Below are 21,704 nucleotides of genomic sequence, written 5' to 3' on the forward strand. Positions count from 1 at the left end.
TCAGCCCCGCGTGATGCGGCTGGTCAGAGCCGGCCGGAGGTGCATGTATTCGCGGATCATGTCGTCGCCAGCGGCGAGCATCCGGGCGGCTTCGGCCGCGTCGATGGTGCCGTCCGTGCTGGCCCGCGCGAACTCGTGGAAGAGCTTGGAAGCGTGCTCGGCGATCTCGGCCACATCCTGCGGGATGGTCTCTTCCGAAGGCGAGAGCGCCAGAGGCAGCAGCGCGCTGCCGTGTTCCGCCGCCAGCCACTCGGTCACCAGGGGAAGATCGCAGTAGCGTTCCAGCGCCGCGACGATGTCGGCTGGCATGTGGCAGTCGGCGTTGTCGTCGCTGTCGTCGGTATAGCGGAAGAGCTGCGCCTTGCGGACCCGCGCGATTTCGGCGGCCCTTTCGAGACCGCCGCACGCCACGATCAGCTCATGGACCGCTGCCTTTAGCGTTCCGGGCCGGCGTTGCTTGTAGGGAGACTTAGCCATGTCTGTTCCCGTTGTGCGTGCTTCAAGCCGGTGAGATTGTCTCTTCACGAGAGGCTTGGAGGTTGATGTGAAACTCGGAGCGGAAGTGTTCGAAGCGGCGGCGGGGCGCTATCTCGGCGCTGGCCTTGCCGGTGTTGACGCGGCGGCGCGGGCCGGGGCGGGTCCAGTGGGGCGGTCCCTGGCCGACGTGGCCGAGGCGTTCCTCGGCTGGGCGGCGGCCTCGGCCGCGGTGGGCCGGCTGTACCGGAAGGCGGATCATGCCGCCTCCACCGCGGGCGGAGGCTCGGAGCGGAGTTCCCGCGTGAGGCACAGCCGCGTTCCGTCAGGCCTGTAGCGCTCCGGAAAGAGCTGCTGGACCGGGTAGAGGAGCAGGTCGGCCAGATACTGTTCCACGCGCAGCGACGGCGCGCGCAGCCCTTGGGCCACCGCTTGATGGGTGATCCCCAGGTCTTTTCCGATCTGGCGCAGGGACTTTCCGTTACGCTTGGCCTTCGCGACGATCCAGTCGCGACGGTCGATCAGATCCGACGGGGGCGGTTCGCGATGTGACATTTGTGTCGTGTCAGTTGCCATGTCTATTTCCATACCTCGAAAGTGTATGGCGTTCCAGACAAATTTTCGATCTTGGAACCGTTCCCGGTTCCGATGACGCTTGTTGAGCGTCCGTCGCGCAGAAGAACGAGGAAAATCAATGACTTCCAGGAAGCAGGAACAACGCGGTGAAGAAGGAACTGACGTTCCGGGTTTCCTGGCCGAACTGGGAACTCGAATGGGTATGGTGGTAGACCTGTTCGATACGAAATCCATGGCGGCTCAGGCCGCACGAATGTCACGCGAACAGTTGATGCGCCAAGTGAAGGGGCTGAACCGCCCGGCCTTCGACAGCATCATGGGGTTGGCCTACGCCAAGGGGGTATCGCTCGACTGGCTGGCGACCGGCGAAGGCCCGATGTGGCTGCACGAGCGGGTGGCGGGGGCGCACGGCGAGCCAACCGGCGTCGTCGAGCCAGTGGATGAGGCGCTGCTGACCAACTTGGTGGTGGGCGTCGAAACGTTCCTGGTGCGAGAGGACTTGATCCTCGACCCTGCGCCGAAGGCCCGGCTTATGGTGCTGCTGTATCGCATGCTCGCCCGGCGCCGCCGTGAGCTGGCCCAGGTGGGCGGCGTGCCGCCCGAGCTGCGTGAGGCCGGCCACCCGATTGATATCGGCGCTGATCCGGACCTCTCGGACATAGTACGATTGGCCGGTTAGGGCCTTGCATTCCAAGAATTACGAGTGGCAGAATAATTGTTACCACTCAACCTGTAGTACATACCATGGTATGTAACTGGAAAGAGCGGGGGCCGGGGTTGGCAGCCCCGGTCAACGGGTGCAGGCACACCCGTGAGAGAGAAACATCGTCCGGTCGATGAGACCCTCCACCCCACGCCGCCGTGCGGCAGCGTCGGGATAGCACAAGGTGTGCCTATGTATTCTATGATTTTCTCTGGCAGCCCTGCTGAGGCTGATGAAGTCAGGGCGATCTTGCGCGCGGCGGTAAAGGAACGCGAACATCGACACCGCTTTTTCGCGAAGTCTTCGTTCGCGTGTCCCTTCGTCGCCTCGTCAACCTCCCTTATGCAAAAGACCAGCGTTTCAGATGGTGCATGCCTAGGGGTAAACGAACATCAGGACTTCAGCAACCAAACGTGCAACGTGGCGTCGCGCATTGCGGTGCATCATGTTCTCAATTTGCGAGGAAACGATGAAGCAAGGTAACGAGCCAATCACCACACCAACTTCTATGGTTTCTTTTGTCTTAACCGTGGCCGGGCTCTTGCTCACGGCCTTGGGCATCGGACTGGCCGCTGTGTCGCGTTTTGATCCGCTGCCCGGTCTCGGACTGTCCACCGTGGGCTTGGTGCTGATCGGACTTGGCAGCATCCGGCGCGGCCAGCTCGATCTGATCTACGAACAGCGCCTCACGCGGGCGGTCCTGGCGGATGCAGCCGCCTCAAACCATGCGGCGAAGTCGGAGGGCGAAGCGATGTGACGGATGGTTTGACGAACAGGCTCCTCAAGCGGGCGCCGACGTAGGATTTCCAACGGCTCGGCGTCCCAGATTGTCCCCGAAAATCCCACCAAATCCCGACGCCCAATACCTCAAACCATCAGTCTCCTCACAAGGCCGGATCGTGGGCGTAGCGGCGGATCGCCGTCGCCAGCCCCGCCGCGTCGCCCGGCGCCAGCCTTTGCCCGCAGCCATCCAGCAGTGTCGCCGCGTCGCTGCCTTCCGGCCCCAGGAACAGGCAGGGGCGGCCGACCGCCAGGGCGCCGGCCACTTTGCTGGGCACCAGCAGTCCTTCGGCCCGCGCGTCCATGGTCGCCAGATGCAGGTCCGCCGCCGACAGGCTCTCGGCCAGACGGTCGGGCGGCTGGAGGGGCAGCAATCGGACATTCGTCAAACCACGCCGCTCCACCGCCTCCGCCAGGGCGGCCCGGCGCCGTCCTTCACCGATCAGCAGGACGAGGATTTCGGGATCGCTGCGGGCCAGCATCTCCGCCGCGCCCAGGATGGCGTCCATCGGGTGGGCCAGCCCCATGTTCCCCGAATAGGCGACAGTGAAGCGGTCGCCCAGCTCATGCTCCAGGCGGAACGGATTGCCGGCGCGCGGCACGGGCCGGGCGCGCGGATCGGGCCAGTTGGGAAGGACGGTGATCCGCTCCGCCGGCGTGCCCGCGGCGACCAGCCGCCGGGCCATGCAGCGCCCGATAGCGACAACCGCGTCGTGACGGCGGAGCGCCCGGACGCTCGCCCGCTCCACCATCCTCATCAGCGGGTCCGGCAGACGGACGCCCAGCACCGGCAGCAGGGCCGGATAGACGTCCTGGCTCCAGTGGATGGAGGCCGCGCCATGCCGCGCGGCGATCAGCGGCCCGGCGCAGGCCAGCAGCGGCGGATCGGTCATCGTCACCACCACGTCGTGCTGCGGCAGGCGCAATGCCCGTTGAATCAACCGCACCCCGGCAGCCAGATAGCCGCGCACGCTCAGCCGTGGGTCGCCGGACGGCTCCCGTGCGTCCGGCGGACCGCCGCCCGTGCGCCGGACGGTCACGCCGGGCGGCGCCACACCGGGGCCGCGCCCGTCCGCCACGACGGTGACGCGCCATCCCATCGCCGCCATCCGCTCCGCGAGATCGGACACGCAACGCCCGGTCGCTCCTTTATCCGGAGGGAACACGCGGTTGATGAACAGGATGGAAGGAGAATCCACGACAACCGCACCGGAGCGATGGGAGAGCACGCATAAGTATGCATTTCGCCTAAGGCTCCGGCAACCGCTTCCCGCGCTCCGCCGCCAGCACCATCAACGTGAGCAGAAGTCCCGTATCCAGGTACTTGAAGCTGGTGTGCGCCCCAAGCGCCATCAGCAACGGCGGCACCACCGCCCAGCCGAGCGCCGGGTCGGCGCGCAGCAGCGCCAAGGCGCGTGGGGCAAGGCCTGCGAGATAGGCGGTCAGGGCGCACAGCCCGACCACCCCGGCCTTGGCGATGGCGTAGGTCGCCAGCGTGTGGGTGTAGGACACGCGCCATCCACCCACCGCCGGGTTGGCGAGAAGCGCGCCCCAGCCCTGCCCGAACAGGAAGGCCGAGGGGGAGGACAGCGCCTGCCCGACGGCGGCCTCCGCCTCCTCCCAGCGGGTGTTGGCCCCGGCCAACCGGGTCTTTTCCGCAACCTGCCCCAGGGCGCCGAAAAGCACGTCCGGGACGAGCACGACCAGAAGCAGCGCCGCCGCCCCCGCTCCCAGCGCCGCCAGCGGTGCCCGGCGCAGCCACCAAAGGCCCAGCGCGGCGAAGGCGATGACCGCGAGACCCAGCGCCATCCGGTGCACAGCCCCGGCCAGAGCCGCCAAGCACATCAGCCCGCCCAGAATCGCAACCATTCCCGCGACCCGCCTCGGCCACCCGCCGCGCACCAGCATCCCGAATCCGAAAGCCGGCAACAGAATGGCGGCGAACAGGACGGACGGGGCGTTCAGCAGATAGACCCCGCCGTCCGCCATGGCGCGGACGCCGACCGCGCCGAATCCCCACTCCGCCTGTTTCCACCAGCGAAGCGCGAATCCCGCTCCGGCCACCGCCATTCCCGCGGTCAGCAGATCGACGGCCCGGTCGGAGGCGGCCCTCAGCAATGGCACCAGAAGCACTGGAAGGAACAGGTAAAGCAAAGGGATAACGTCGCGCACCATGTCGCGCGGCGCCCAGCCCAGCCACACGCCGCGCATCAGCGGGCACCACAACAGAACCGCCAGCGACAGCACCGCGGGCAACTCCCACGGCAGCGACTCACGCTCCAGCAAGCTGTGGCCCGTCGCAACGGACAAGGGGCGCAGAAACCCGACACCCAGCACCAACAGCGCGCCGATCACCGCCTCCGCCGGTCGGATGTCCGCCGGAGCCGGCGCGCTCAGCAGGCCGTAGACGGCCAGCGCCAGGAACAACCCGGCGGCTCGCCACAGCGCCCCTCCTCCCTCGGCCACCCGCACCCCGCCGTCCGATCATCACGTCAGGCGGAAGCATTCCATGGCATGAATGGAAAGGGAATTCCCGATTCGTCCCGCAACCGGTCAGGCGTAGCGCAATTCCGCGCGGTCGAGCCGGTAGAACAGGCCTTCCTGCGGATTCAGCCGCAGCGTGCCGGTCAACAACACCGGGGCCTGCGACTCGCGGACGGGAATCTGGCTGTGGACGTGCAGCATGGTCGAGGGGCTGGGCCGGTGGCAGGCCGGGCAGGCCACCGGGTTGGCCGCGAGGATGAAACGGTTGTGGGCGGGCGCGTCGCTCAACGGCACCATGAAGCCGCGCACCGTCACCAGTTTTCCGTCCAGCGCCTTCACCCGTGTCGGGAACACGGGATTGGCGGCGGGCCCTTCCATCCGGACCTGCACCAGATCGCGCCACAGCGCCGTGGTGTCGTCGAGCGGCAGATGGAACGGCCCGGCGGGATGCGTGGGCTCGCTGGCGTTGGTCGCCCAGATCGCCCAGCCGGCCACCGGGGCCAGCGCGAGCGGCAGAAGAACCTGTCGGCGCGACGTCATGGCTGTCCTCCCCCTCGATCCCCACCCGTTTCCGGTCGTTGTCCGACCGTTCATTCGATCGTCAAAGGTGCCCCGTGCGGCCTTTGGCGCAGACCGTCGTGCTTGTGGCCGAATTGTTCCCGAGCCTACGCTCGAGGTCAACAGGCGAGCGCCAGGCCATACGTAAGAAGCCGCTGCACGGCGACTTCGGGCACCGCTTCGCCGACCTATGGGATTGACGCGGCCGCCAGCCTATACTTTGTAAGGGCGGCAACCACCGATGCAAACCTTGAGAGCGGGAACCAACGCGGCATGCAAAAAGGGTCAGCACCGAAGGACAAACCCGCGCATCTGCGGCTGTCCGAAGACCAGACCACCGAACTGGCCGACATGTTCCGCCTGATGAGCGACCCCAGCCGGCTGCGAATCATCCTGGCCTGCCTGGACACCTCGACGTCGGTCGGCGACATGGCGGCGGCGCTGGGGCTGTCGCCGTCGCTGGTGAGCCATCACCTCCGCCTGTTGCGGGCCGGGCGGCTGATCCAGGCCGAACGGCGGGGCAACCGCGTCTACTATCTCATCACCGACGAGCACATCCGGCGCGTTCTGTCGGACATGGTCGACCATGTGGCGGAGGAAAGCGAAGGTGACTTGGAGGCCTGACGGCTGAGGTTGCGTGGTTTTCACCCGCCGCAACTTTTTCCGGCATTCATAATAAATTCGCAATAGGGTTTGACCGTTGCGCCGGTTGCGCCGCATAGTTCCGACATGCTGCGGCGCACCACGTCGTTTCTATACGAATGGCCCAACGCACAGGGTCGGGAAATCGAGGGTGTTGGCATGGAGACGTTCCGCTTCCAGCCGGGGGAAACCCCCGTCCTGCTCAGCATCCCGCATGTCGGCACCGTCGTGCCGCCGGACATCGCGGCCACCATGACCGACGCCGCCCTGGCGGTGCCGGACACGGATTGGCATCTGGACCGCCTCTATCATTTCGCTCCGGCGCTGGGGATCGGCTTCCTCAAGCCCATTTTCTCCCGCTACGTGATCGACCTGAACCGCGATCCCGACGGCGGCGTCCTTTATCCCGGCGCCAGCAACACCGAACTCTGCCCCCTGACCACCTTCGACCATCAACCGGTCTACAGGCCGGGACGGGAGCCGGACGCGGCAGAGGTGCGGCGGCGAGTCGGAACCTTCTGGCGGCCCTACCACGAGCAGCTCAACGGCGAGCTTCAGGCGCTGAAGAAGCGGTTCGGGGTCGCCGTGCTGTTCGACGCCCACTCCATCCGGTCGCGCGTGCCACGGTTTTTCGACGGCCAGATCCAGGACTTCAACCTTGGCACCTCCGACGGCGCCAGCGCTTCCCCGGCCCTGGTCGGACGGCTGATGAACGTGCTGACGGCGACGGGGCGGTATTCCTCCGTTCAGAACGGACGGTTCAAAGGCGGTTTCATCACCCGCCACTACGGCAACCCCGCCGACGACATCCATTCCATCCAGCTCGAGCTGTCGCAGGTCACCTACATGGACGAGGAGGCCCCTTACGGCTTCCGCGAGGACGCGGCACGGCAGGTCCGCCCGACGCTGGAGCGCCTGATGGCCCTCATCGTCGAATGGGCGTGGGAGAACGCCGCCGGACGCCGCCGGAGTTCCTACCTGTAGACGCGGCGCCTCACACCCAGACGCCCCGCACATAAGGTGTAAGCTGGGTGTCCTGCATGATGATGTGGTGGACCAGCCAGTTCGCGGTGAAGGTGTAGATCCGCTCGGCGTTCTGATGCGTCGGGTCCTTGGTGAAGACCGCCGACAGTTCGCTCAGCGTCCGCACGGCTTCGTGATGCTGGCGCACATGCTCCTCGAATTTCGGATAATGCACGATCTGCATGATCTTCTCTTCGCGCGCGAAATGCTGCTGCGTGTATTCCAGCAGCTTCATCAGGATCTTCGCGACACGCACCGGCGCGAAGCTGCGTGAGTTCAGCGCGGTATCCAATTCATTGAGATACTCGATCAGGTGCTTGTGATCTTCATCGATGGACGGCTGGCCGACACTGAGCTGCCGCCTCCACGTAATGACACCCATGAACCCTCCGCACCCTGTCTTCCGCGGCCACCGGGCAAATCCGCCGAAAGCCACCGCATTGAAGGGAAGCGCGCCGTATCTGCGCAACTGAAGATCAAGGTGCGCAATCCGTCAAAAAACCGTAAATGTCGGACGCAGCAACCCCAGGTACCACCAAATCTCCAACCGGCGGCCATTGCCTGCATTATGGGCGCGGTTGCGCACAAAACAAACTCATACGATTGTCACATGGCATTTTGCCGCACCGAAGGCGAAAACGCATGAAGGCAGACGGAAACATGATGTTCCCGCCTGCCTTCATGACAACATCATGACGCCAATAGGACGATCCGCTGTCTCAACCTACCGGCGAAGGACCGTTCGATCAGCCAACGATCGAATAGCCGCAATCCACGTAGGTGGTGCTGCCGGTGATGCCCTTCGCACCGTCCGTCGCCAGGAACGCCGTGGTGTAGCCGACCTCTTCGATGGTGACAAGGCGCTGTTCCGGGGCGCGTTCCGCCGCCTTCTCCATCAACTCGTCGAAATGGGCGATGCCGGACGCGGCGCGGGTCTTGATCGGACCCGGGGAGATGGCGTGGACGCGGATGCCCTTCGGGCCCAGTTCGGCCGCCAGATAGCGCACGCTGGCCTCCAGCGCGGCCTTCACCGGACCCATGACGCCGTAATTGTCGATCACGCGGTTGGCACCGAAATAGGACATGGTGAACAGCGAACCGCCGTCCTTCATCAGCGGCTCCGCGTAACGGGCCATGCGGATGAAGGAGTGGCAGGACACGTCCATGGCCATCTGGAAGCCCTCGCGCGAGCAATCGACCACCCGGCCGTGCAGATCGTCCTTCGGGGCGAAGGCGATGGAATGCAGGGCGAAATCCAGCTTGCCCCACTTCTGCTCGATCTTTTCGAAGATCGCCTTCAGCTCGCCTTCGCCGGTGACGTCCACCGGCTCGAAGATCTCCGCTTCGAGCTGCTGGGCCAGCGGCTCGACGAAGCGCTTCGCCTTTTCGTTGAGGTAGCTGACCGCGAGATCCGCGCCCAGCGCGCGGAAGGCGCGGGCGCAGCCCCACGCGATCGACTGATCGTTGGCGATGCCAAGCACGAGGCCCTTCTTGCCTTCGAGGGTGGCGGCGGCGGGGATGATCGTGGTCATAGGCTGGCTTTCCCGGATTGCTGAGTGGCCGGATTCGGAGTGCGCCAGATCGGATCACTCGAATTGTGCGACGCACCATAATTCAATCGAAGGTCATAGGCAACTTGTTAAAGTCGCAATAAAACCGACATTATCGCTTTGTTTATCCGTAACACAGCCTTCATACAGCAAAGACACGAAGTCCGCAGGACCAACCAGCGCCCCTTTCTTGCGCATTCATTGGAGAGTCCGCAACAAAAAGCGAAGGCCCCTCCTGTCGGAAGGGCCTTTTGACCGGATAATGGACGGACGATCACGTCGTGCCGGGGGTGAAGGACGGCGGGTCGCTGGCGGGGAAGGATTCCATCGACGCCTCGTCCACCTTCTCCTTCTCGTCGGCATCGTCGTAGATGTCGCCGGGATGGCGGGAATAGGGATGGATTCCCCGCTCCACATCCTCCGCGGGCATGGCGGCGCCCTCATGGCCGCTCCAGTCCTGCACCATCGCCTTGGCCGGGCAATAGCCGGTCAGCCCGCGCGCGACCAGCGCGCCGCCGGCCAGCGCCATGGCCGCCCCGGCGACGGACGGGCGGCGCAGGCCGAGCACCGCCAGCACGCCGCCACCGACCAGCGACACCAGACGTTCGGTATGGCCGACGTTGATCATGCGTTCGAGATCGTCCGGTTCGACCGCGCCGCGGCCGCCCATGCCCTGTTGGCTCGTCATCGCCATCGCTCCTCTCCTCGATCGTGTTCCGGCGGGTTCACTGTTGCTGCGGAGCCGGCGGCGCGGAACCGCCCTGGTCCGGCGCCGGGACATTGCCGGTGGAACCGGAGCCCGGCTGCGCCGCCCCATCGGGCTTGCGGGCCGTCGTGTCGGCCAGCGTGCGCGCCTGCGACAGCTCGCGGTTCAGCCGGTCCACCTCCTGCGACAGGCGTTGCACTTCCGACTGAAGCTGAGGCGACCCCGACGCACCGCCCTCCGGCATACCAACCGCGGCAAGGGCCGCGCCGTCGCGCATCCAATAGGGCTGAACGCCGTAGTAGGTGTGCAGCGCCATCGCCCATTGCCGGTCCGACATGTCCGGACGGTTGGAGCGGGTGAACTGCGGCGCCGCGGTCAGCCGGTCCTTCGCGACGTTCAGCACATAGCCGTCACCGCCCTGGGACGGCTGGATCAGCGCCCAGGGAACCGGGAAATTGCGCTCGCCCAGCCCCAGGAAGCCGCCCGCCTCCACCACGGCGTAGGCGACGCGCCCGGTGTTCGGATCGACCACCAGTTCGGCGATGGAGCCCATCTCCTCGCCGTTCGCGTTGTGCAGCTTGGCCTTGGACAGGTCGTCGGCGGCGACGACGCGCGGATGCTCGACGGAGCGCAGCAGCGCGTCGGCTTCGCCCAGGATGGTCTGGCAGGCGGGCTCTCCGCCGCGCTGGCCGGCGCGCTCGGCGGTCTGGCGCAAGGCGCGGAGCTGGCCGATCTCCTGCGGGCTGATGGAACCGGGGGTCTGCCCGGGATTCTGGGTTCCGGCGGCCTCCAGCGCGCCGATGCGCTGGCCCAGCCGGTTCACCCCCTCCGGGCAGGTCTCGGCCAGAGCCGGCCATGACCCAAGCGCCCCCGCGATCACGGCGGCGCTGAGGAGCAGGCGTTTCATCGTCGGTGCCTCCGGCTTGGTTTCCGTGCGTGTGGTTCTCACGCGTGGAAAACAGCACGGCCAAGACGGAGGTTCCGCGGTCCCCTCTTCCGCGAAGCGGTCAGCCCGGAAGCGGCAACCCGCCCCGCTGGACGATGAAGGACTGGACCGCGTCCAGCCCCTGCCCCGTCTTGATGTTGGTGAAGACGAAGGGCCGGTCGCCGCGCATCTTCCTCGCGTCGCGGTCCATCACCTCCAGGCTGGCGCCGACCAGCGGGGCGAGGTCGATCTTGTTGATGACCAGCAGGTCCGAGCGGGTGATGCCCGGCCCGCCCTTGCGCGGGATCTTGTCGCCCGCCGACACGTCGATGACGTAGATGGTCAGGTCCGCCAGTTCCGGCGAGAAGGTGGCCGCCAGATTGTCGCCGCCCGATTCGACGAAGATCAGGTCGAGGTTCGGGAACTTGCGGTTCATCTCGTCCACGGCGGCGAGGTTGATCGAGGCGTCCTCGCGGATCGCCGTGTGCGGGCAGCCGCCGGTCTCCACGCCCATGATCCGCTCCGGCTTCAGCGCGCCGGAGCGGGTGAGGAATTCGGCGTCCTCCTTGGTGTAGATGTCGTTGGTGATCGCCGCGACCTCCCAATCGTCGCGCATGCGCTTGCACAGCGCGTCGGTCAGCGCCGTCTTGCCGGAGCCGACCGGCCCGCCGATGCCCACGCGCAGGGGGCCACCATGGCTCTTGGAAATCGGGGCGGTCATGAGCGGAACAACCTCGTGTATTGGGTTTCGTGGATCATGGAGGTCCAATCGACGGCCATGGCGCGGCTGCCCAGATCGTCGAGCGGGGCGGCCAGCGCGGCCTCCGCCGCAGAGTGCACCACGGAATCGAGCGCCGCCAGGGCCTTCTGCCCGTCCGTCTGCCCCAGCGGGACCAGCCGCACCCCGGCGGAGACGAGGTTGGCGGCGAAGGCGTGCAGATAGGCCGACAGCGCCGGCCCTTCCGGCACGCCGATCAGCGCGGCGGCCAGCGCCACGGCGACGGCGTAGGCGACCGGACGGCCCGTGCCGGCGATCACCCGGTCCCAGCGCTCCATCCCCTCCAGCGGCCAGGCGGCGCGCACGGCGATGAGGAAGGCCTGCCCCTGCGCGCGGCTCTCCAGCGCGGTTTCCGAGGAGGCGCGCATGGCGTCGGCGCGTTCCACCGCCCAGGCGAAGCCCGCCTCGTCTCCGGCAAGCACCGCCCGGTGGGCGGCGGCGAACAGCATGCCGTCGGTCCGCCCGGCGCCATGGCGCAGGATGCCGTCCATCCAGCGCGCCAGCGTGTCCCGGTCGCGGACGAGGCCCAGCTCCACCGCCGCCTCGATGCCGTGGCTGTAGGAGAATCCGCCGACCGGGAAGGACGGCGACAGCCAGGCGAGGAGCTTGGTGAGGTGGGTGGCGGAGACGGACCCCCACCCTCCCGCTTCGCGGGTCCCTCCCTCCCCCGCTGCGCAGGGGAGGGACAGGTTCCCTCCCCCGCCCAGCGGGGGAGGGTTAGGGTGGGGGCAAGCGCCCTCAGTCATGCGAATGACCATGATGATGGTGGTGGTCATGCCCATGGTCATGGTCGTGCCCATGCGCATGCGAATGCCCCTGCCCCGAGTAGGCCCCGCCCTCCGGCGCGAAGGGCGCGTGGATGGCCTGCACGCTCGCCCCCAGTCCCTTCAGCATATCCTCGATCACATGGTCGCGGCGCAGGCGGATGGTCTCGCCGACGATCTGCACCGGCAGGTGCCGGTTGCCCAGATGCCACGCGATGCGGGCGAATCCTTCCGTCCCGCCGCCGCAACGCACCTCCATCAAGTCCTCGTCCGCGGCGACCACGCGCAGGAAGGCGCCGTCGCCCAGTTCCAGCCCGTCGCCATGGTCGAGCGCGACCGCGCGCGGCAGGTCCAGCAGGAAGTCGGCCCCCGCGTCGTCCTTCATCACCATGCGACGCCGGTGGCGGTCGTCGAAGGCGAGGGTCACCGTGCCGGCCTCGCGCTCGGCGGGCCAATGGCCGCGGGCGTGGACTCGGGTGGCGCGGCGGAGCGTGTCGGTCATGGGGAAAGCCGTTCGAAGGGAGTGGTCCGGCCGAAGAAGCGTCCCGCGAGGGCGCCGACCGGTTCCGCCGCTCCCGTGGTGAAAAATCGCAGGGCGCCCGCCGCCTCGCCCGCGATGGGGGCGTATTCGGGGTGGCGCTCCAGGTAGTTGTCCAGCGACCGGGCGACCAGACTGGGCTGGCACAGCACCTCCACCCCCGGCGGCAGCGCCTCCGCGAACAGATGCGCCACCAGCGGGTAGTGGGTGCAGCCGAGCACCGCCGCGTCCAGCGGCTGGCCGTCGAGCTGCTCCAGCAGCGCCCGTACATAGCCGCGCACCGCCGGAGCCAGCTCCGCGTCCCCCGCCCCGCGCTCGATCAGCGGCACGAGGTCCGGGCAAGCCTGCTGCACGACCCGCACATCGGGCGCCCGCTTGCCGATCTCGCGCGGGAAGGAGCCGGATGCCACGGTGGCCGGCGTGGCGAAGACGCCGACCGTCCGCGGCTCCGGACGCCAGTCGGCGGCGGGGCCGTCCTGCATCCAGGGCACGCGGGTGATCGCCTCGACCATCGGCACCAGAACGCCCAGAACGTTGCGGCCCGGATGGGCCACGGGCAGCCATGTCCGCTGCATCCGCCGCAGGGCCACCGCCGCCGCCGTGTTGCAGGCCAGCACGACCAGCCCGCAGCCCTGGGCGAACAGCCGCTCCACCCCCTGCACCGTCAGGCGGTAGATGTCCTCCTCGCTGCGCGGACCGTAGGGAGCGGCGGCATGGTCGCCGAGATAGACGAAAGGCCGTCCGGGAGCGGCGGCCACCAGCGCGCGCAGCACCGTCAGACCGCCATGCCCGGAATCGAAGACACCAATCACGAACCTGTCACCTCACACTCAGAACAGGAAATACCGCTGCGCCATGGGCAGCACGTCCGCCGGTTCGCAGGTCAGGAGCTGGCCGTCGGCGCGCACCTCGTAGGTTTCCGGATCGACCTCGATGTGGGGTGTGGAATCGTTGTGGATCATCTGCTTCTTGCCGATGGCCCGCACGCCCGTCACCGCCACCAGCTCGCGCCGCAGGCCGAGCGAGCGCAGCGCCTCGTTCTCCAGCGACAGCTTGCTGACGAAGGTCAGGGAACTGGCCTGCATCGTGCGGCCATAGGCGCCGAACATCGGGCGGTAATGCACCGGCTGCGGCGTCGGGATGGAGGCGTTCGGGTCGCCCATCAGCGCCGCCGCGATGGTCCCGGCCTTCAGCACCATGTCCGGCTTCACGCCGAAGAAGGCCGGCGACCAGATGACCAGATCGGCCAGCTTGCCCACCTCCACCGAGCCGACGACATGGGCGATGCCGTGCGACAGGGCCGGGTTGATGGTGTATTTGGCGACGTAGCGTTTGACGCGGAAGTTGTCGTTCTCGCCCGTCTCCTCGGCCAGGCGCCCGCGCTGGACCTTCATCTTGTGGGCGGTCTGCCAGGTGCGGATGATCACCTCGCCGACCCGGCCCATGGCCTGGCTGTCCGAACTCAGCATCGAGAAGACGCCCAGGTCGTGCAGGATGTCCTCCGCCGCGATGGTCTCGCGCCGGATGCGGCTTTCGGCGAAGGCCACGTCCTCCGGGATGCGGGGGGACAGGTGGTGGCAGACCATGAGCATGTCGAGATGCTCGTCCACCGTGTTCACCGTGAAGGGCCGCGTCGGGTTGGTGGAGCTGGGCAGCACGTTGGGCAGGCCCGCCACCTTGATGATGTCCGGCGCGTGGCCGCCGCCCGCGCCCTCGGTGTGGAAGGCGTGGATGTTGCGGCCCTTGAAGGCGGCGATGGTGTTTTCCACGAAGCCCGACTCGTTCAGCGTGTCGGTGTGGATCGCCACCTGGATGTCCGTCTCCTCCGCCACCGTCAGGCAGGTGTCGATGGCGGCAGGGGTGGTGCCCCAGTCCTCGTGCAGCTTCATGCCGCAGGCGCCCGCCGCGATCTGCTCCATCAGCGCGTCGGGACGGCTGGCGTTGCCCTTGCCGAAGAAGCCCAGGTTGATCGGCAGCCCTTCCGCCGCCTGGAGCATCCGGGCCATGTGCCACGGCCCCGGCGTGCAGGTGGTGGCCGACGTGCCCGCCGCCGGGCCGGTGCCGCCGCCCAGCATGGTGGTGACGCCGCTGTACAGCGCCTCGTCCACCTGTTGCGGGCAGATGAAGTGGATGTGGGCGTCGATGCCCCCGGCGGTGACGATCTTGCCCTCGCCCGCGATCACCTCCGTCCCCGGCCCGACGACGATGGTCACGCCCGGCTGGACGTCCGGGTTGCCGGCCTTGCCGATTCCGGCGATGCGCCCGCCGGTGATGCCGATGTCGGCCTTGACGATGCCCCAGTGGTCGATGATGAGCGCGTTGGTGATGACGGTGTCCACGGCGCCGCCCTGGCGGGAGGTCTGGGCCTGCCCCATGCCGTCGCGGATCACCTTGCCGCCGCCGAACTTGACCTCTTCGCCGTAGACGGTGTGGTCCTTCTCGACCTCCACGATCAGGTCAGTGTCGGCCAGCCGCACCCGGTCGCCGACGGTGGGGCCGTAGAGAGCCGCGTATTCGGCCCGGTCGATGCGATGCGCCATGGTCTGATGCCCTCCGCTGGCGCCCCTTACAGGCTGCCGTTGACCTTGCCGTTGAAGCCGATGACCACGCGGTTGCCGGCGTAGGCGACCAGCCGCACGCGCCGCGTCTGCCCCGGCTCGAAGCGCACCGCCGTCCCGGCGGGGATGTCCAGCCGAAAGCCGCGCGCCTTTTCGCGGTCGAAGGTCAGCGCCCCGTTCGTCTCGGCGAAGTGGTAGTGCGAGCCGACCTGGATCGGGCGGTCGCCGGCGTTGGCGACGTCCAGTTCCACCGTGTCACGGCCCGCGTTGAGTTCGATCTCGCCCGCGGCGGGGATGATTTCACCGGGTTTCATCGGGGCACCCCTTAGCGAATCGGCTGATGGACGGTGACGAGCTTCGTGCCGTCGGGGAAGGTGGCCTCGACCTGGATTTCGTGGATCATCTCCGGGATGCCGTCCATGACCTGATCGCGGGTGATCACCGTCGCGCCGTCGCGCATCAACTCGGCCACGGTCCGCCCGTCGCGCGCCCCCTCCACCACGTAATCGGTGATGAGCGCCACCGCCTCGGGATGGTTCAGCTTCACGCCACGCTCCAGCCGGCGGCGCGCCACCATGGCGGCCATGGCCACGAGAAGCTTGTCCTTCTCGCGCGGTGTCAGGTTCATGGGGCTGTCTCTCCGCCTACCCAATGGATTGGCGGGATTATGCCACGTTGCTGCGGTGCGCCAATCCCTCTTCGATGAAACGCACCGCCTTTCCGACACCGTCCTCGTCGCGGATGCGGGTGCCGAGCGCCGCGGCGCGGGCACGCATGTCCGGTTCGTCGGTCGCGGCGATGGCGCGGGCGAGCCCGTCGGCGGTCAGACTCCGGCGGGGAATCGACGGCGGCGCGACCCCGAGTGCGTGAAGCCGGGCGCCCCAGAAGGGCTGGTCGCCGATGAAGGGGACGACGACCGCCGGCACGCCCGCGCGCAGGCCCGCTGCCATGGTGCCGGCGCCGCCGTGATGGACGACGGCGGCCATGCGCGGGAACAGCCAGTCGTGCGGCGCCGACTCCAGACCATGAACCGTCTCCGGCAAAGCCGACCGGTCGAGCCCGCCCCACCCCGCGGAGAGTACGGCGCGCCGCCCCTTCAGGGCCGCGACGACCAACCGTGTCGTCTCGGCGGGATCGAACCCGGCCATGCTTCCGAACCCGACATAGACCGGCGGGGGACCGCTCTCCAAGAAAGACAGGAGGTCGGGCGGTGGCGTGTAGGCGTCGGCCTCGTCCAGAAACCAGAATCCGGTTGCCCGGATGAAGTCCGGCCAATCGTCCGGCTGCGGCAGCACATGGGTCGAGAAGGCGTAGGGCATCGGCCACCTCGCCTTCATCAACAACGGTCCCGGCCCGATGAAGGAGGGCTTCAAACCCAACACCGCACGCCGCGCCCGGTTGGTCGGAGCCCGGAAGGTCTGCCAGACGAGCTGCATCATCGCCATGTGGAGGGCGTAGTTCACGACACCGGGAAAGCGCCGGGGCGGCATCATGGGCGGCGGGAAGGCCCGCGTGGGTGCCATCGGTTGCAACGCCGTCCCGACGACCGGAACACCCAACTTTTCCGCCACCGCCACACCCGCGTAGAAGGCCAGTCCGGAGGCGATGACCGCGTCGCTTCCACGCGCCGCCTCCCAATATTCCCGCATCCAGTCCAGCGCATGGTCCTGGCCGAGGCGGAGAAGCGCCCGCATCATCTTGACGGGGTTGATGCCGTCGCGGAACAGCCCGTCCGCCTGCCGGCTACCCGTCACGGCGCGCAGGTCGCCGGACAGCGGGCTGTAGTCCAGGCCATGCCGCTCAATCAGGCCGCGGAACTCGCGGTCGGCGGGAAAGGCGACGGAGTGCCCGGCGGCCCGCAGGCCCTTGCCAAGAGCGACGTAGGGGCGGATGTCGCCTTGGGACCCGTAGGTGACGATGGTGAAGCGCATGGGACGGGAGCTACGCCGGCAATTCCCCTTTGACAAGGGGGCTCAAACCTCCCACAGCCGCGGCAATCTGACCGGCAACCCCGCCGCCGCCGACCGCAGATGCGACCACAGCGCCGCGTAGGCGCCGCGCACCGACCGCGCCTCGCCGCCCAGGATGCGGACGACCAGCAGGCCATCGAAAGCCGTGGCGCCGACGCGCACGCCCTCCAGACCTTCCGCCGCTTCGCGCAGCGCATCCCGCCGGCTTCCGGCGTCAGACGCGGCGTACAGCAGCGTGGCGCAGGCCCCGGCCCCGCCGAAGCCCGCCGGGTGGGCCAGCGTCTCGGCGAGATCGCCGTCCATGTGCAGGGCGTCGGCCCAGGCGAGCCGCCCGTCGCGCACCACCTCCCAGGCGTCGCGGACGAGGCCGCGGGTGACCGTCTCGCCGAAGGCGGCGCGCCCGAAGACCAGCATCTCCCCCGCGATCAGGCGGGCGTCGCCCTCCAACTCCAGCCGGGTCAGGCGGCGCAGGCGGGAGCCTTCGAAGACGATGGCTTCCTGCGGCATCCATTCCAGCCAGCCGCCGGCCTCCACGGTCACGCGGGTGTCGATCCGGCAGTCCGGCCCGGCGGAGCGATAGACCTTCTCCGCCGCCTGCGTCGTCACCAGAGCCGCCGCCCCCGGCCCCGCCGACAGGGCGACGTCCAGCCGGTCGCCGCCGACCAGCCCGCCCGACGTGGTGACCAGAACCGCGATGGGCAGGTCGCCCGCGCGCGGGTCGGGCAGCAGCACCCGCAACGGGTCGTGGTGGTAGAGCGTGGCGAGGCGTGTGGCCCCGTGGCGATGCTCGAACCGCACGGTCGCCGCGCCGTGGACGGCGACCTTCTTCATCAACGTGTCAGCCACCGGTGGAACCCATCCTTGCCTTCGAACCCTGGGCCTTCACATCCTCGACCGCCAACAGAACGCGCTCCGGGGTCGCGGGCGCGTCGAGACGCACGGGCAGGCGGTGGCCGCCCACCGCCGCGACGGCGTCCTTCAGCGCCAGCCACGCCGAGATGCCCAGCATCAGCGGCGGCTCCCCGATCGCCTTGGAGCGGAACACCGTGTCCTCCCGGTTGGGGCGGTCGGTGTAGAGCGCCACCCGGAAATCCTTCGGCAGCGAGCGCGAGGTCGGGATCTTGTAGGTGCTGGGCGCGTGGGTGCGCAAGCGTCCCTGGCCGTCCCACCACAGCTCCTCCGACGTGACCCAGCCCAGCCCCTGGACGAAGGCGCCCTCCACCTGCCCCAGGTCGATGGCCGGGTTGATGCTTCCGGAACAGTCGTGCAGCACGTCGGCGCGGGGGAATGTGTACTCGCCGGTCAGCGTGTCGATCAGCGCCTCCGTCACCGCGACGCCGCAGGAGAAGTAGAAGAAGGGCCGCCCTTCGCACTTCTCGCGGTCCCACCAGATTTTCGGGGTCGCGTAATGGCCGGTGGAGGACAGCGACACCCGGTTCAGATAGGCCAGCTTCGCCACCTCCGCGAAGCTCATGGCGTGGTTGCCGGCGAAGACGGCGTTGTCGCGGAACTCCACCTTGTCCGGCGTGGTGTGGCAGTGCTGCGCCAGGAACGCCACCAGCCGGTCGCGGATGGTCCGCACGGCGATGCGCACCGCCATGCCGTTCAGGTCGGTGCCGGCGGACGCGGCGGTGGGCGGGGCGTTCGGCACCTTGTCCGTGGCGCTGGCGGTGACCCGCACCCGATCCACGTCGATCTGGAACTCCTGGGCGGCGATCTGGGCCATCTTGGTGTGGATGCCCTGCCCCATCTCCGTCCCGCCATGGTTCACCTGAACGGAGCCGTCGAGGTAGACATGGACCAGCGCCGCCGCCTGGTTCAGGTGCTTCACCGTGAAGGAGATGCCGAACTTCACCGGCGTCACCGCCAGCCCCTTCTTCAGCACCGGGCTGCGGGCGTTGAAGGCGTCGATCTCCTCGCGGCGGCGGCGGTAATCGCCGTCCCGCTCGATCCGGTCCATCAGTTCGGCGAGGATTTCCGGCTCCTCCACCGGCATCCAGTAATGGGTGGTCTCGCGGCCCGGCCCACCGTAGAGGTTGACGCGGCGCACGTCCAACGGGTCCTTGCCCAGAGCCCGCGCGATCTCGTCCACCACATGCTCGATGGCGATGACGCCCTGCGGCCCGCCGAAGCCGCGGAAGGCGGTGTTGGACACCGTGTTCGTCTTGCAGCGGTGCCCCGTCACCCGCGCCGTCGGGAGGTAGTAGGCGTTGTCGGCGTGGAACATGGCGCGATCCACCACGCCGTTCGACAGGTCCAGCGACATGCCGCAGCGCCCGGCGAGGTCCATCTCCAGCCCCCGGATGCGCCCCTCGCCGTCGAAGCCGACGTCGTAGCGCACGAAGAAGTCGTGGCGCTTGCCGGTCATCAGCATGTCGTCGTCGCGGTCCAGGCGGAACTTCACGGGCCGCTTCGTCGCGTTCGCCAGCAGGGCGGCGATGGCGGCGATCTGCGCCGGCTGGCTCTCCTTGCCGCCGAAGCCGCCGCCCATGCGCCGGCATTCCACGGCGATTCCGTGCATCGGACGCCCCAGAACCTGGGCGACGGCGTGCTGCACCTCCGCCGGATGCTGGGTCGAGGAATGGACGAGCAGGTCGCCGTCCTCCTTGGGAATGGCGTAGGCGATGTGCCCTTCCAGATAGAAATGGTCCTGCCCGCCGACCTCCAGCGTGCCGGTCAGCCGGTTCGGCGCTCCCGCCACCTCCGCCGCCGCGTCGCCGCGCCGGAAGCTCAGCGGCGGGGAGACGAAGCTTCCCTTCTCCAGCGCCGCCTCGGCGGTCAGCACCGCTGGCAGGTCGTCGTAATAGACCTCCACCAGCCGCGCCGCCGCGCGGGCCTGCAACAGAGTCTCCGCCGCAACGGCGACCACCGCCTGCCCCGCATACTCCACCACGTCGTCGGCCAACACGGGATCGCCGCGCTGGATGGTGCCGATGTCGCCGTCCCCCGGCACATCGGCGTAGGTGAAGACCGCGTGCACGCCCGTCGCCTGCTTCGCCCGCGACAGATCCATGCCCAGGATGCGCGCGTGCGCCCGGTCGGACAGCCGCACCGCGACGTGCAGCGTGCCGGGCAGTTCCGGGATGTCGTCGGTGTAGGCCGCCGCACCGGTCACATGCTTGCGGGCGCTCTCATGCTCGATGCCGCGATGGACGCCGCCGCGGATCGGCTGGATGGTGCCGCCGTCAGCCATGGGCCGCCTCCAGCGAGGGCAATTCGGCCCCGGTGGTGTGAAGAAGGAAGCGCATCAGCAGGTTCTTCGCGACCAGCGCGCGGTAGCGGTCGCTCGCCCGCATGTCGGCGATGGGGCTGAAGTCGCGGTCGAGCGCCGGCAGGGCCGCCGCCACGGCCTCCGCCGTCCAGGGCTGCCCGGCGAGCGCCGCCTCCAGCGCCGGGGCGCGGGCCGGGGTCGCCGCCATGCCGCCATAGCCGGCGCGCAGCTCCGCCACCCGCCCCTCGCCATCGAGCGTCAGCAGGAAAGCGGCGCAGACCGCGGAGATGTCCTGGTCCCGCCGCTTGGACAGCTTCCAGGTGGCGAAGCGCTGGCCCTCGCGCGGCAGGGGGATGCGGATGCGCTCCACGAACTCGCCCGGCTTCAGGTCGTTCCTGCGGTAGCCGTGGTAGAAGCGGTCCAGCGGCAGCTCGCGCCGCACCCCGCCCCGGTTCAGCACCAGCGAGGCGCCCAGCGCCAGCAGGGCCGGCATGCTGTCCCCGATGGGGGAACCGTTGGCGACGTTGCCGCCGAGCGTGCCGGAATTGCGCACCTGCGCCGCCCCGATGCGGGTGACCAGGGCGGCCAGTTCGGGCAGGCGGCGCTCCAGCACCGGCAGAAGCTCCGTGTAGGTCGTCGCCGCGCCGACCTCCAGCGCGTCGGCGGCGTCTTCGATCCGGTGAAGCTCCCGCACCTGGGCGAGGTGGATCAGGGTGGGAAGGCTGCGCCCCTGCTTGGTCACCCACAGCCCCACGTCGGTCGCCCCGGCCACCAACGTGGCGTTCGGGTGGGCGGCGTAGAGGGCCGCCAGTTCATCGACGCTCCGGGGCGCATGGAAGCTGGCGGCGCCGTGCGTCACGGTCAGGGGGCCGTCGCGCCGGATGGAGCGCAGAAGGGTGGCGATGCCCTCCTCCGCCCGGTCGAAGCGGTCCTCGGCCTCCTCCGCCGTCATGGAGCGGGCGGCGTCGAGAATCGGGCGGTAGCCGGTGCAGCGGCACAGGTTACCGGCCAGCGCGTCGTGGATCGCCCCGTCGGTCAGCCCACCGTCGGCACCGCTCCTGTCGTGGTAGAGGGCGAACAGCGCCATCACGAAGCCGGGGGTGCAGAAGCCGCATTGCGAGGCGTGCTTGTCCACCATCGCCTTCTGAACGGGGTGCAGGTCCCCGTCTTCGCCGGCCAGATCCTCCACGGTCAGCAGCAGCTTGCCGTCGATCATCGGCAGGAAGAGGATGCAGGCGTTGACGGCGCGGTAGCGTACACGGCCCTCGGGCGTCAGGTCGCCCAGCACCACCGTGCAGGCGCCGCAATCCCCCTCCGCGCATCCCTCCTTGGAACCGGGGCGCCCGTTGGCGCGCAGCCAGTTCAGCACCGTGGTGGCGGGATCGGCGTCCCGCACCTCCACCACCCGTCCGCCGAGCACGAAACGCACAGAGCCCGTCATTGTCCCTCCTGTCGGGCGTTTCC

24 protein-coding genes are annotated in these 21,704 nt (G+C 68.5%); 4 read left to right on the forward strand and 20 right to left on the reverse strand.

All coding sequences use genetic code 11. The annotated features are described in order from the left end of the window. Both DS843_RS21295 and DS843_RS31305 read right to left on the reverse strand, forming a co-directional pair. Complete coding sequence (locus DS843_RS21295) at window positions 1-477, reverse strand: phage regulatory CII family protein (RefSeq protein ID WP_149470843.1); 477 nt, start codon at window positions 475-477, stop codon at window positions 1-3. 255 nt (window positions 478-732) lie between these two features. Further along, on the reverse strand, window positions 733-1,029 hold the full coding sequence (locus DS843_RS31305) for a helix-turn-helix domain-containing protein (protein WP_167525399.1): 297 nt from the start codon (window positions 1,027-1,029) through the stop codon (window positions 733-735). A gap of 139 nt (window positions 1,030-1,168) precedes the next feature. Between DS843_RS31305 and DS843_RS21305 the strand changes: the two genes are divergently transcribed. Continuing rightward, complete coding sequence (locus tag DS843_RS21305) at window positions 1,169-1,729, forward strand: hypothetical protein (protein ID WP_167525400.1); 561 nt, start codon at window positions 1,169-1,171, stop codon at window positions 1,727-1,729. A 493-nt stretch (window positions 1,730-2,222) separates the two neighbouring features. After that, window positions 2,223-2,510 carry a hypothetical protein gene (locus DS843_RS21310; protein WP_149470846.1) on the forward strand — a complete coding sequence of 96 codons (288 nt, stop codon included), beginning with the start codon at window positions 2,223-2,225 and terminating at the stop codon, window positions 2,508-2,510. Window positions 2,511-2,637: 127 nt separating this feature from the next. On the opposite strand, the gene DS843_RS21315 is transcribed toward DS843_RS21310, so the two are convergent. The 3 genes from DS843_RS21315 to DS843_RS21325 all read right to left on the reverse strand — a co-directional run bounded on the left by DS843_RS21315 (window position 2,638) and on the right by DS843_RS21325 (window position 5,557). Beyond that, window positions 2,638-3,762, reverse strand: a complete 1,125-nt coding sequence (locus tag DS843_RS21315) for a glycosyltransferase family 4 protein (protein WP_149470847.1) — start codon at window positions 3,760-3,762, stop codon at window positions 2,638-2,640. Between the two features lie 19 nt (window positions 3,763-3,781). Continuing rightward, on the reverse strand, window positions 3,782-4,999 hold the full coding sequence (locus tag DS843_RS21320; RefSeq protein ID WP_286192236.1) for a hypothetical protein: 1,218 nt from the start codon (window positions 4,997-4,999) through the stop codon (window positions 3,782-3,784). A gap of 87 nt (window positions 5,000-5,086) precedes the next feature. Further along, entirely contained in the window at window positions 5,087-5,557 is a 471-nt protein-coding gene (locus tag DS843_RS21325) for a DUF3299 domain-containing protein (protein WP_149470848.1), read from the reverse strand. Window positions 5,558-5,848: 291 nt separating this feature from the next. Between DS843_RS21325 and DS843_RS21330 the strand changes: the two genes are divergently transcribed. Beyond that, window positions 5,849-6,199, forward strand: a complete 351-nt coding sequence (locus DS843_RS21330) for an ArsR/SmtB family transcription factor (RefSeq protein ID WP_149470849.1) — start codon at window positions 5,849-5,851, stop codon at window positions 6,197-6,199. Window positions 6,200-6,376: 177 nt separating this feature from the next. Next, complete coding sequence (hutG, locus tag DS843_RS21335; protein WP_149470850.1) at window positions 6,377-7,201, forward strand: N-formylglutamate deformylase; 825 nt, start codon at window positions 6,377-6,379, stop codon at window positions 7,199-7,201. Window positions 7,202-7,211: 10 nt separating this feature from the next. Here the strand turns inward: hutG and DS843_RS21340 are convergent, their stop codons facing one another. The 15 genes from DS843_RS21340 to xdhA form a co-directional block, all read right to left on the reverse strand. Next, on the reverse strand, window positions 7,212-7,622 hold the full coding sequence (locus DS843_RS21340) for a bacteriohemerythrin (protein WP_149470851.1): 411 nt from the start codon (window positions 7,620-7,622) through the stop codon (window positions 7,212-7,214). Window positions 7,623-7,986: 364 nt separating this feature from the next. Further along, entirely contained in the window at window positions 7,987-8,772 is a 786-nt protein-coding gene (gene fabI / locus DS843_RS21345; RefSeq protein ID WP_149470852.1) for an enoyl-ACP reductase FabI, read from the reverse strand. 292 nt (window positions 8,773-9,064) lie between these two features. Further along, complete coding sequence (locus tag DS843_RS21350; protein WP_286192237.1) at window positions 9,065-9,478, reverse strand: YgaP family membrane protein; 414 nt, start codon at window positions 9,476-9,478, stop codon at window positions 9,065-9,067. A gap of 37 nt (window positions 9,479-9,515) precedes the next feature. Next, complete coding sequence (locus DS843_RS21355; protein ID WP_149470854.1) at window positions 9,516-10,403, reverse strand: PRC-barrel domain-containing protein; 888 nt, start codon at window positions 10,401-10,403, stop codon at window positions 9,516-9,518. A gap of 100 nt (window positions 10,404-10,503) precedes the next feature. Further along, window positions 10,504-11,142 (reverse strand): urease accessory protein UreG, encoded by a 639-nt coding sequence (gene ureG / locus DS843_RS21360; protein ID WP_149470855.1) that lies wholly within the window; start codon window positions 11,140-11,142, stop codon window positions 10,504-10,506. Then, window positions 11,139-12,005, reverse strand: coding sequence for an urease accessory protein UreF (locus tag DS843_RS21365; RefSeq protein ID WP_286192238.1), 867 nt, complete (start codon window positions 12,003-12,005; stop codon window positions 11,139-11,141). The genes ureG and DS843_RS21365 overlap by 4 nt, the downstream gene beginning before the upstream one ends. Further along, on the reverse strand, window positions 11,938-12,465 hold the full coding sequence (gene ureE, locus DS843_RS21370) for an urease accessory protein UreE (RefSeq protein ID WP_149470856.1): 528 nt from the start codon (window positions 12,463-12,465) through the stop codon (window positions 11,938-11,940). The genes DS843_RS21365 and ureE overlap by 68 nt, the downstream gene beginning before the upstream one ends. Further along, window positions 12,462-13,313 (reverse strand): glutamate racemase, encoded by an 852-nt coding sequence (gene murI / locus DS843_RS21375; protein WP_149470857.1) that lies wholly within the window; start codon window positions 13,311-13,313, stop codon window positions 12,462-12,464. The genes ureE and murI overlap by 4 nt, the downstream gene beginning before the upstream one ends. 18 nt (window positions 13,314-13,331) lie before the next feature. Then, window positions 13,332-15,041, reverse strand: coding sequence for an urease subunit alpha (gene ureC / locus DS843_RS21380; RefSeq protein ID WP_149470858.1), 1,710 nt, complete (start codon window positions 15,039-15,041; stop codon window positions 13,332-13,334). A gap of 26 nt (window positions 15,042-15,067) precedes the next feature. Next, the gene (locus tag DS843_RS21385; protein WP_035673497.1) at window positions 15,068-15,373 is read right to left on the reverse strand and encodes an urease subunit beta; all 306 of its coding nucleotides are present in this window, start codon (window positions 15,371-15,373) and stop codon (window positions 15,068-15,070) included. An 11-nt stretch (window positions 15,374-15,384) separates the two neighbouring features. After that, window positions 15,385-15,687 carry an urease subunit gamma gene (locus DS843_RS21390; protein ID WP_014240308.1) on the reverse strand — a complete coding sequence of 101 codons (303 nt, stop codon included), beginning with the start codon at window positions 15,685-15,687 and terminating at the stop codon, window positions 15,385-15,387. A 37-nt stretch (window positions 15,688-15,724) separates the two neighbouring features. After that, entirely contained in the window at window positions 15,725-16,990 is a 1,266-nt protein-coding gene (locus DS843_RS21395) for a glycosyltransferase (RefSeq protein ID WP_149470859.1), read from the reverse strand. Between the two features lie 42 nt (window positions 16,991-17,032). Next, complete coding sequence (locus DS843_RS21400) at window positions 17,033-17,875, reverse strand: urease accessory protein UreD (protein ID WP_286192239.1); 843 nt, start codon at window positions 17,873-17,875, stop codon at window positions 17,033-17,035. Further along, window positions 17,868-20,222 carry a xanthine dehydrogenase molybdopterin binding subunit gene (gene xdhB, locus DS843_RS21405; RefSeq protein ID WP_149470860.1) on the reverse strand — a complete coding sequence of 785 codons (2,355 nt, stop codon included), beginning with the start codon at window positions 20,220-20,222 and terminating at the stop codon, window positions 17,868-17,870. The genes DS843_RS21400 and xdhB overlap by 8 nt, the downstream gene beginning before the upstream one ends. Next, window positions 20,215-21,681, reverse strand: a complete 1,467-nt coding sequence (gene xdhA, locus DS843_RS21410; protein WP_149470861.1) for a xanthine dehydrogenase small subunit — start codon at window positions 21,679-21,681, stop codon at window positions 20,215-20,217. Before xdhA ends, xdhB begins: the two co-directional genes overlap by 8 nt. Window positions 21,682-21,704: the final 23 nt, after the last annotated feature.

It is taken from the genome of Roseomonas genomospecies 6, from assembly GCF_008365375.1.
GTDB lineage: Bacteria > Pseudomonadota > Alphaproteobacteria > Azospirillales > Azospirillaceae > Azospirillum.

Excerpts from the sequence above, each read along its gene's own strand:
- DS843_RS21350 (WP_286192237.1), bottom strand. The coding sequence starts at position 9,478 with ATGACGAGCCAACAGGGCATGGGCGGCCGCGGCGCGGTCGAACCGGAC.
- hutG (WP_149470850.1), top strand. The coding sequence starts at position 6,377 with ATGGAGACGTTCCGCTTCCAGCCGGGGGAAACCCCCGTCCTGCTCAGC.
- DS843_RS21340 (WP_149470851.1), bottom strand. The coding sequence starts at position 7,622 with ATGGGTGTCATTACGTGGAGGCGGCAGCTCAGTGTCGGCCAGCCGTCC.
- DS843_RS21395 (WP_149470859.1), bottom strand. The coding sequence starts at position 16,990 with ATGCGCTTCACCATCGTCACCTACGGGTCCCAAGGCGACATCCGCCCC.
- ureC (WP_149470858.1), bottom strand. The coding sequence starts at position 15,041 with ATGGCGCATCGCATCGACCGGGCCGAATACGCGGCTCTCTACGGCCCC.
- DS843_RS31305 (WP_167525399.1), bottom strand. The coding sequence starts at position 1,029 with ATGTCACATCGCGAACCGCCCCCGTCGGATCTGATCGACCGTCGCGAC.
- DS843_RS21365 (WP_286192238.1), bottom strand. The coding sequence starts at position 12,005 with ATGCGCATGGGCACGACCATGACCATGGGCATGACCACCACCATCATC.
- fabI (WP_149470852.1), bottom strand. The coding sequence starts at position 8,772 with ATGACCACGATCATCCCCGCCGCCGCCACCCTCGAAGGCAAGAAGGGC.
- DS843_RS21295 (WP_149470843.1), bottom strand. The coding sequence starts at position 477 with ATGGCTAAGTCTCCCTACAAGCAACGCCGGCCCGGAACGCTAAAGGCA.
- xdhB (WP_149470860.1), bottom strand. The coding sequence starts at position 20,222 with ATGGCTGACGGCGGCACCATCCAGCCGATCCGCGGCGGCGTCCATCGC.
- DS843_RS21330 (WP_149470849.1), top strand. The coding sequence starts at position 5,849 with ATGCAAAAAGGGTCAGCACCGAAGGACAAACCCGCGCATCTGCGGCTG.
- xdhA (WP_149470861.1), bottom strand. The coding sequence starts at position 21,681 with ATGACGGGCTCTGTGCGTTTCGTGCTCGGCGGACGGGTGGTGGAGGTG.
- ureE (WP_149470856.1), bottom strand. The coding sequence starts at position 12,465 with ATGACCGACACGCTCCGCCGCGCCACCCGAGTCCACGCCCGCGGCCAT.
- DS843_RS21305 (WP_167525400.1), top strand. The coding sequence starts at position 1,169 with ATGACTTCCAGGAAGCAGGAACAACGCGGTGAAGAAGGAACTGACGTT.
- ureG (WP_149470855.1), bottom strand. The coding sequence starts at position 11,142 with ATGACCGCCCCGATTTCCAAGAGCCATGGTGGCCCCCTGCGCGTGGGC.
- DS843_RS21385 (WP_035673497.1), bottom strand. The coding sequence starts at position 15,373 with ATGAAACCCGGTGAAATCATCCCCGCCGCGGGCGAGATCGAACTCAAC.
- DS843_RS21325 (WP_149470848.1), bottom strand. The coding sequence starts at position 5,557 with ATGACGTCGCGCCGACAGGTTCTTCTGCCGCTCGCGCTGGCCCCGGTG.
- DS843_RS21355 (WP_149470854.1), bottom strand. The coding sequence starts at position 10,403 with ATGAAACGCCTGCTCCTCAGCGCCGCCGTGATCGCGGGGGCGCTTGGG.
- DS843_RS21310 (WP_149470846.1), top strand. The coding sequence starts at position 2,223 with ATGAAGCAAGGTAACGAGCCAATCACCACACCAACTTCTATGGTTTCT.
- DS843_RS21390 (WP_014240308.1), bottom strand. The coding sequence starts at position 15,687 with ATGAACCTGACACCGCGCGAGAAGGACAAGCTTCTCGTGGCCATGGCC.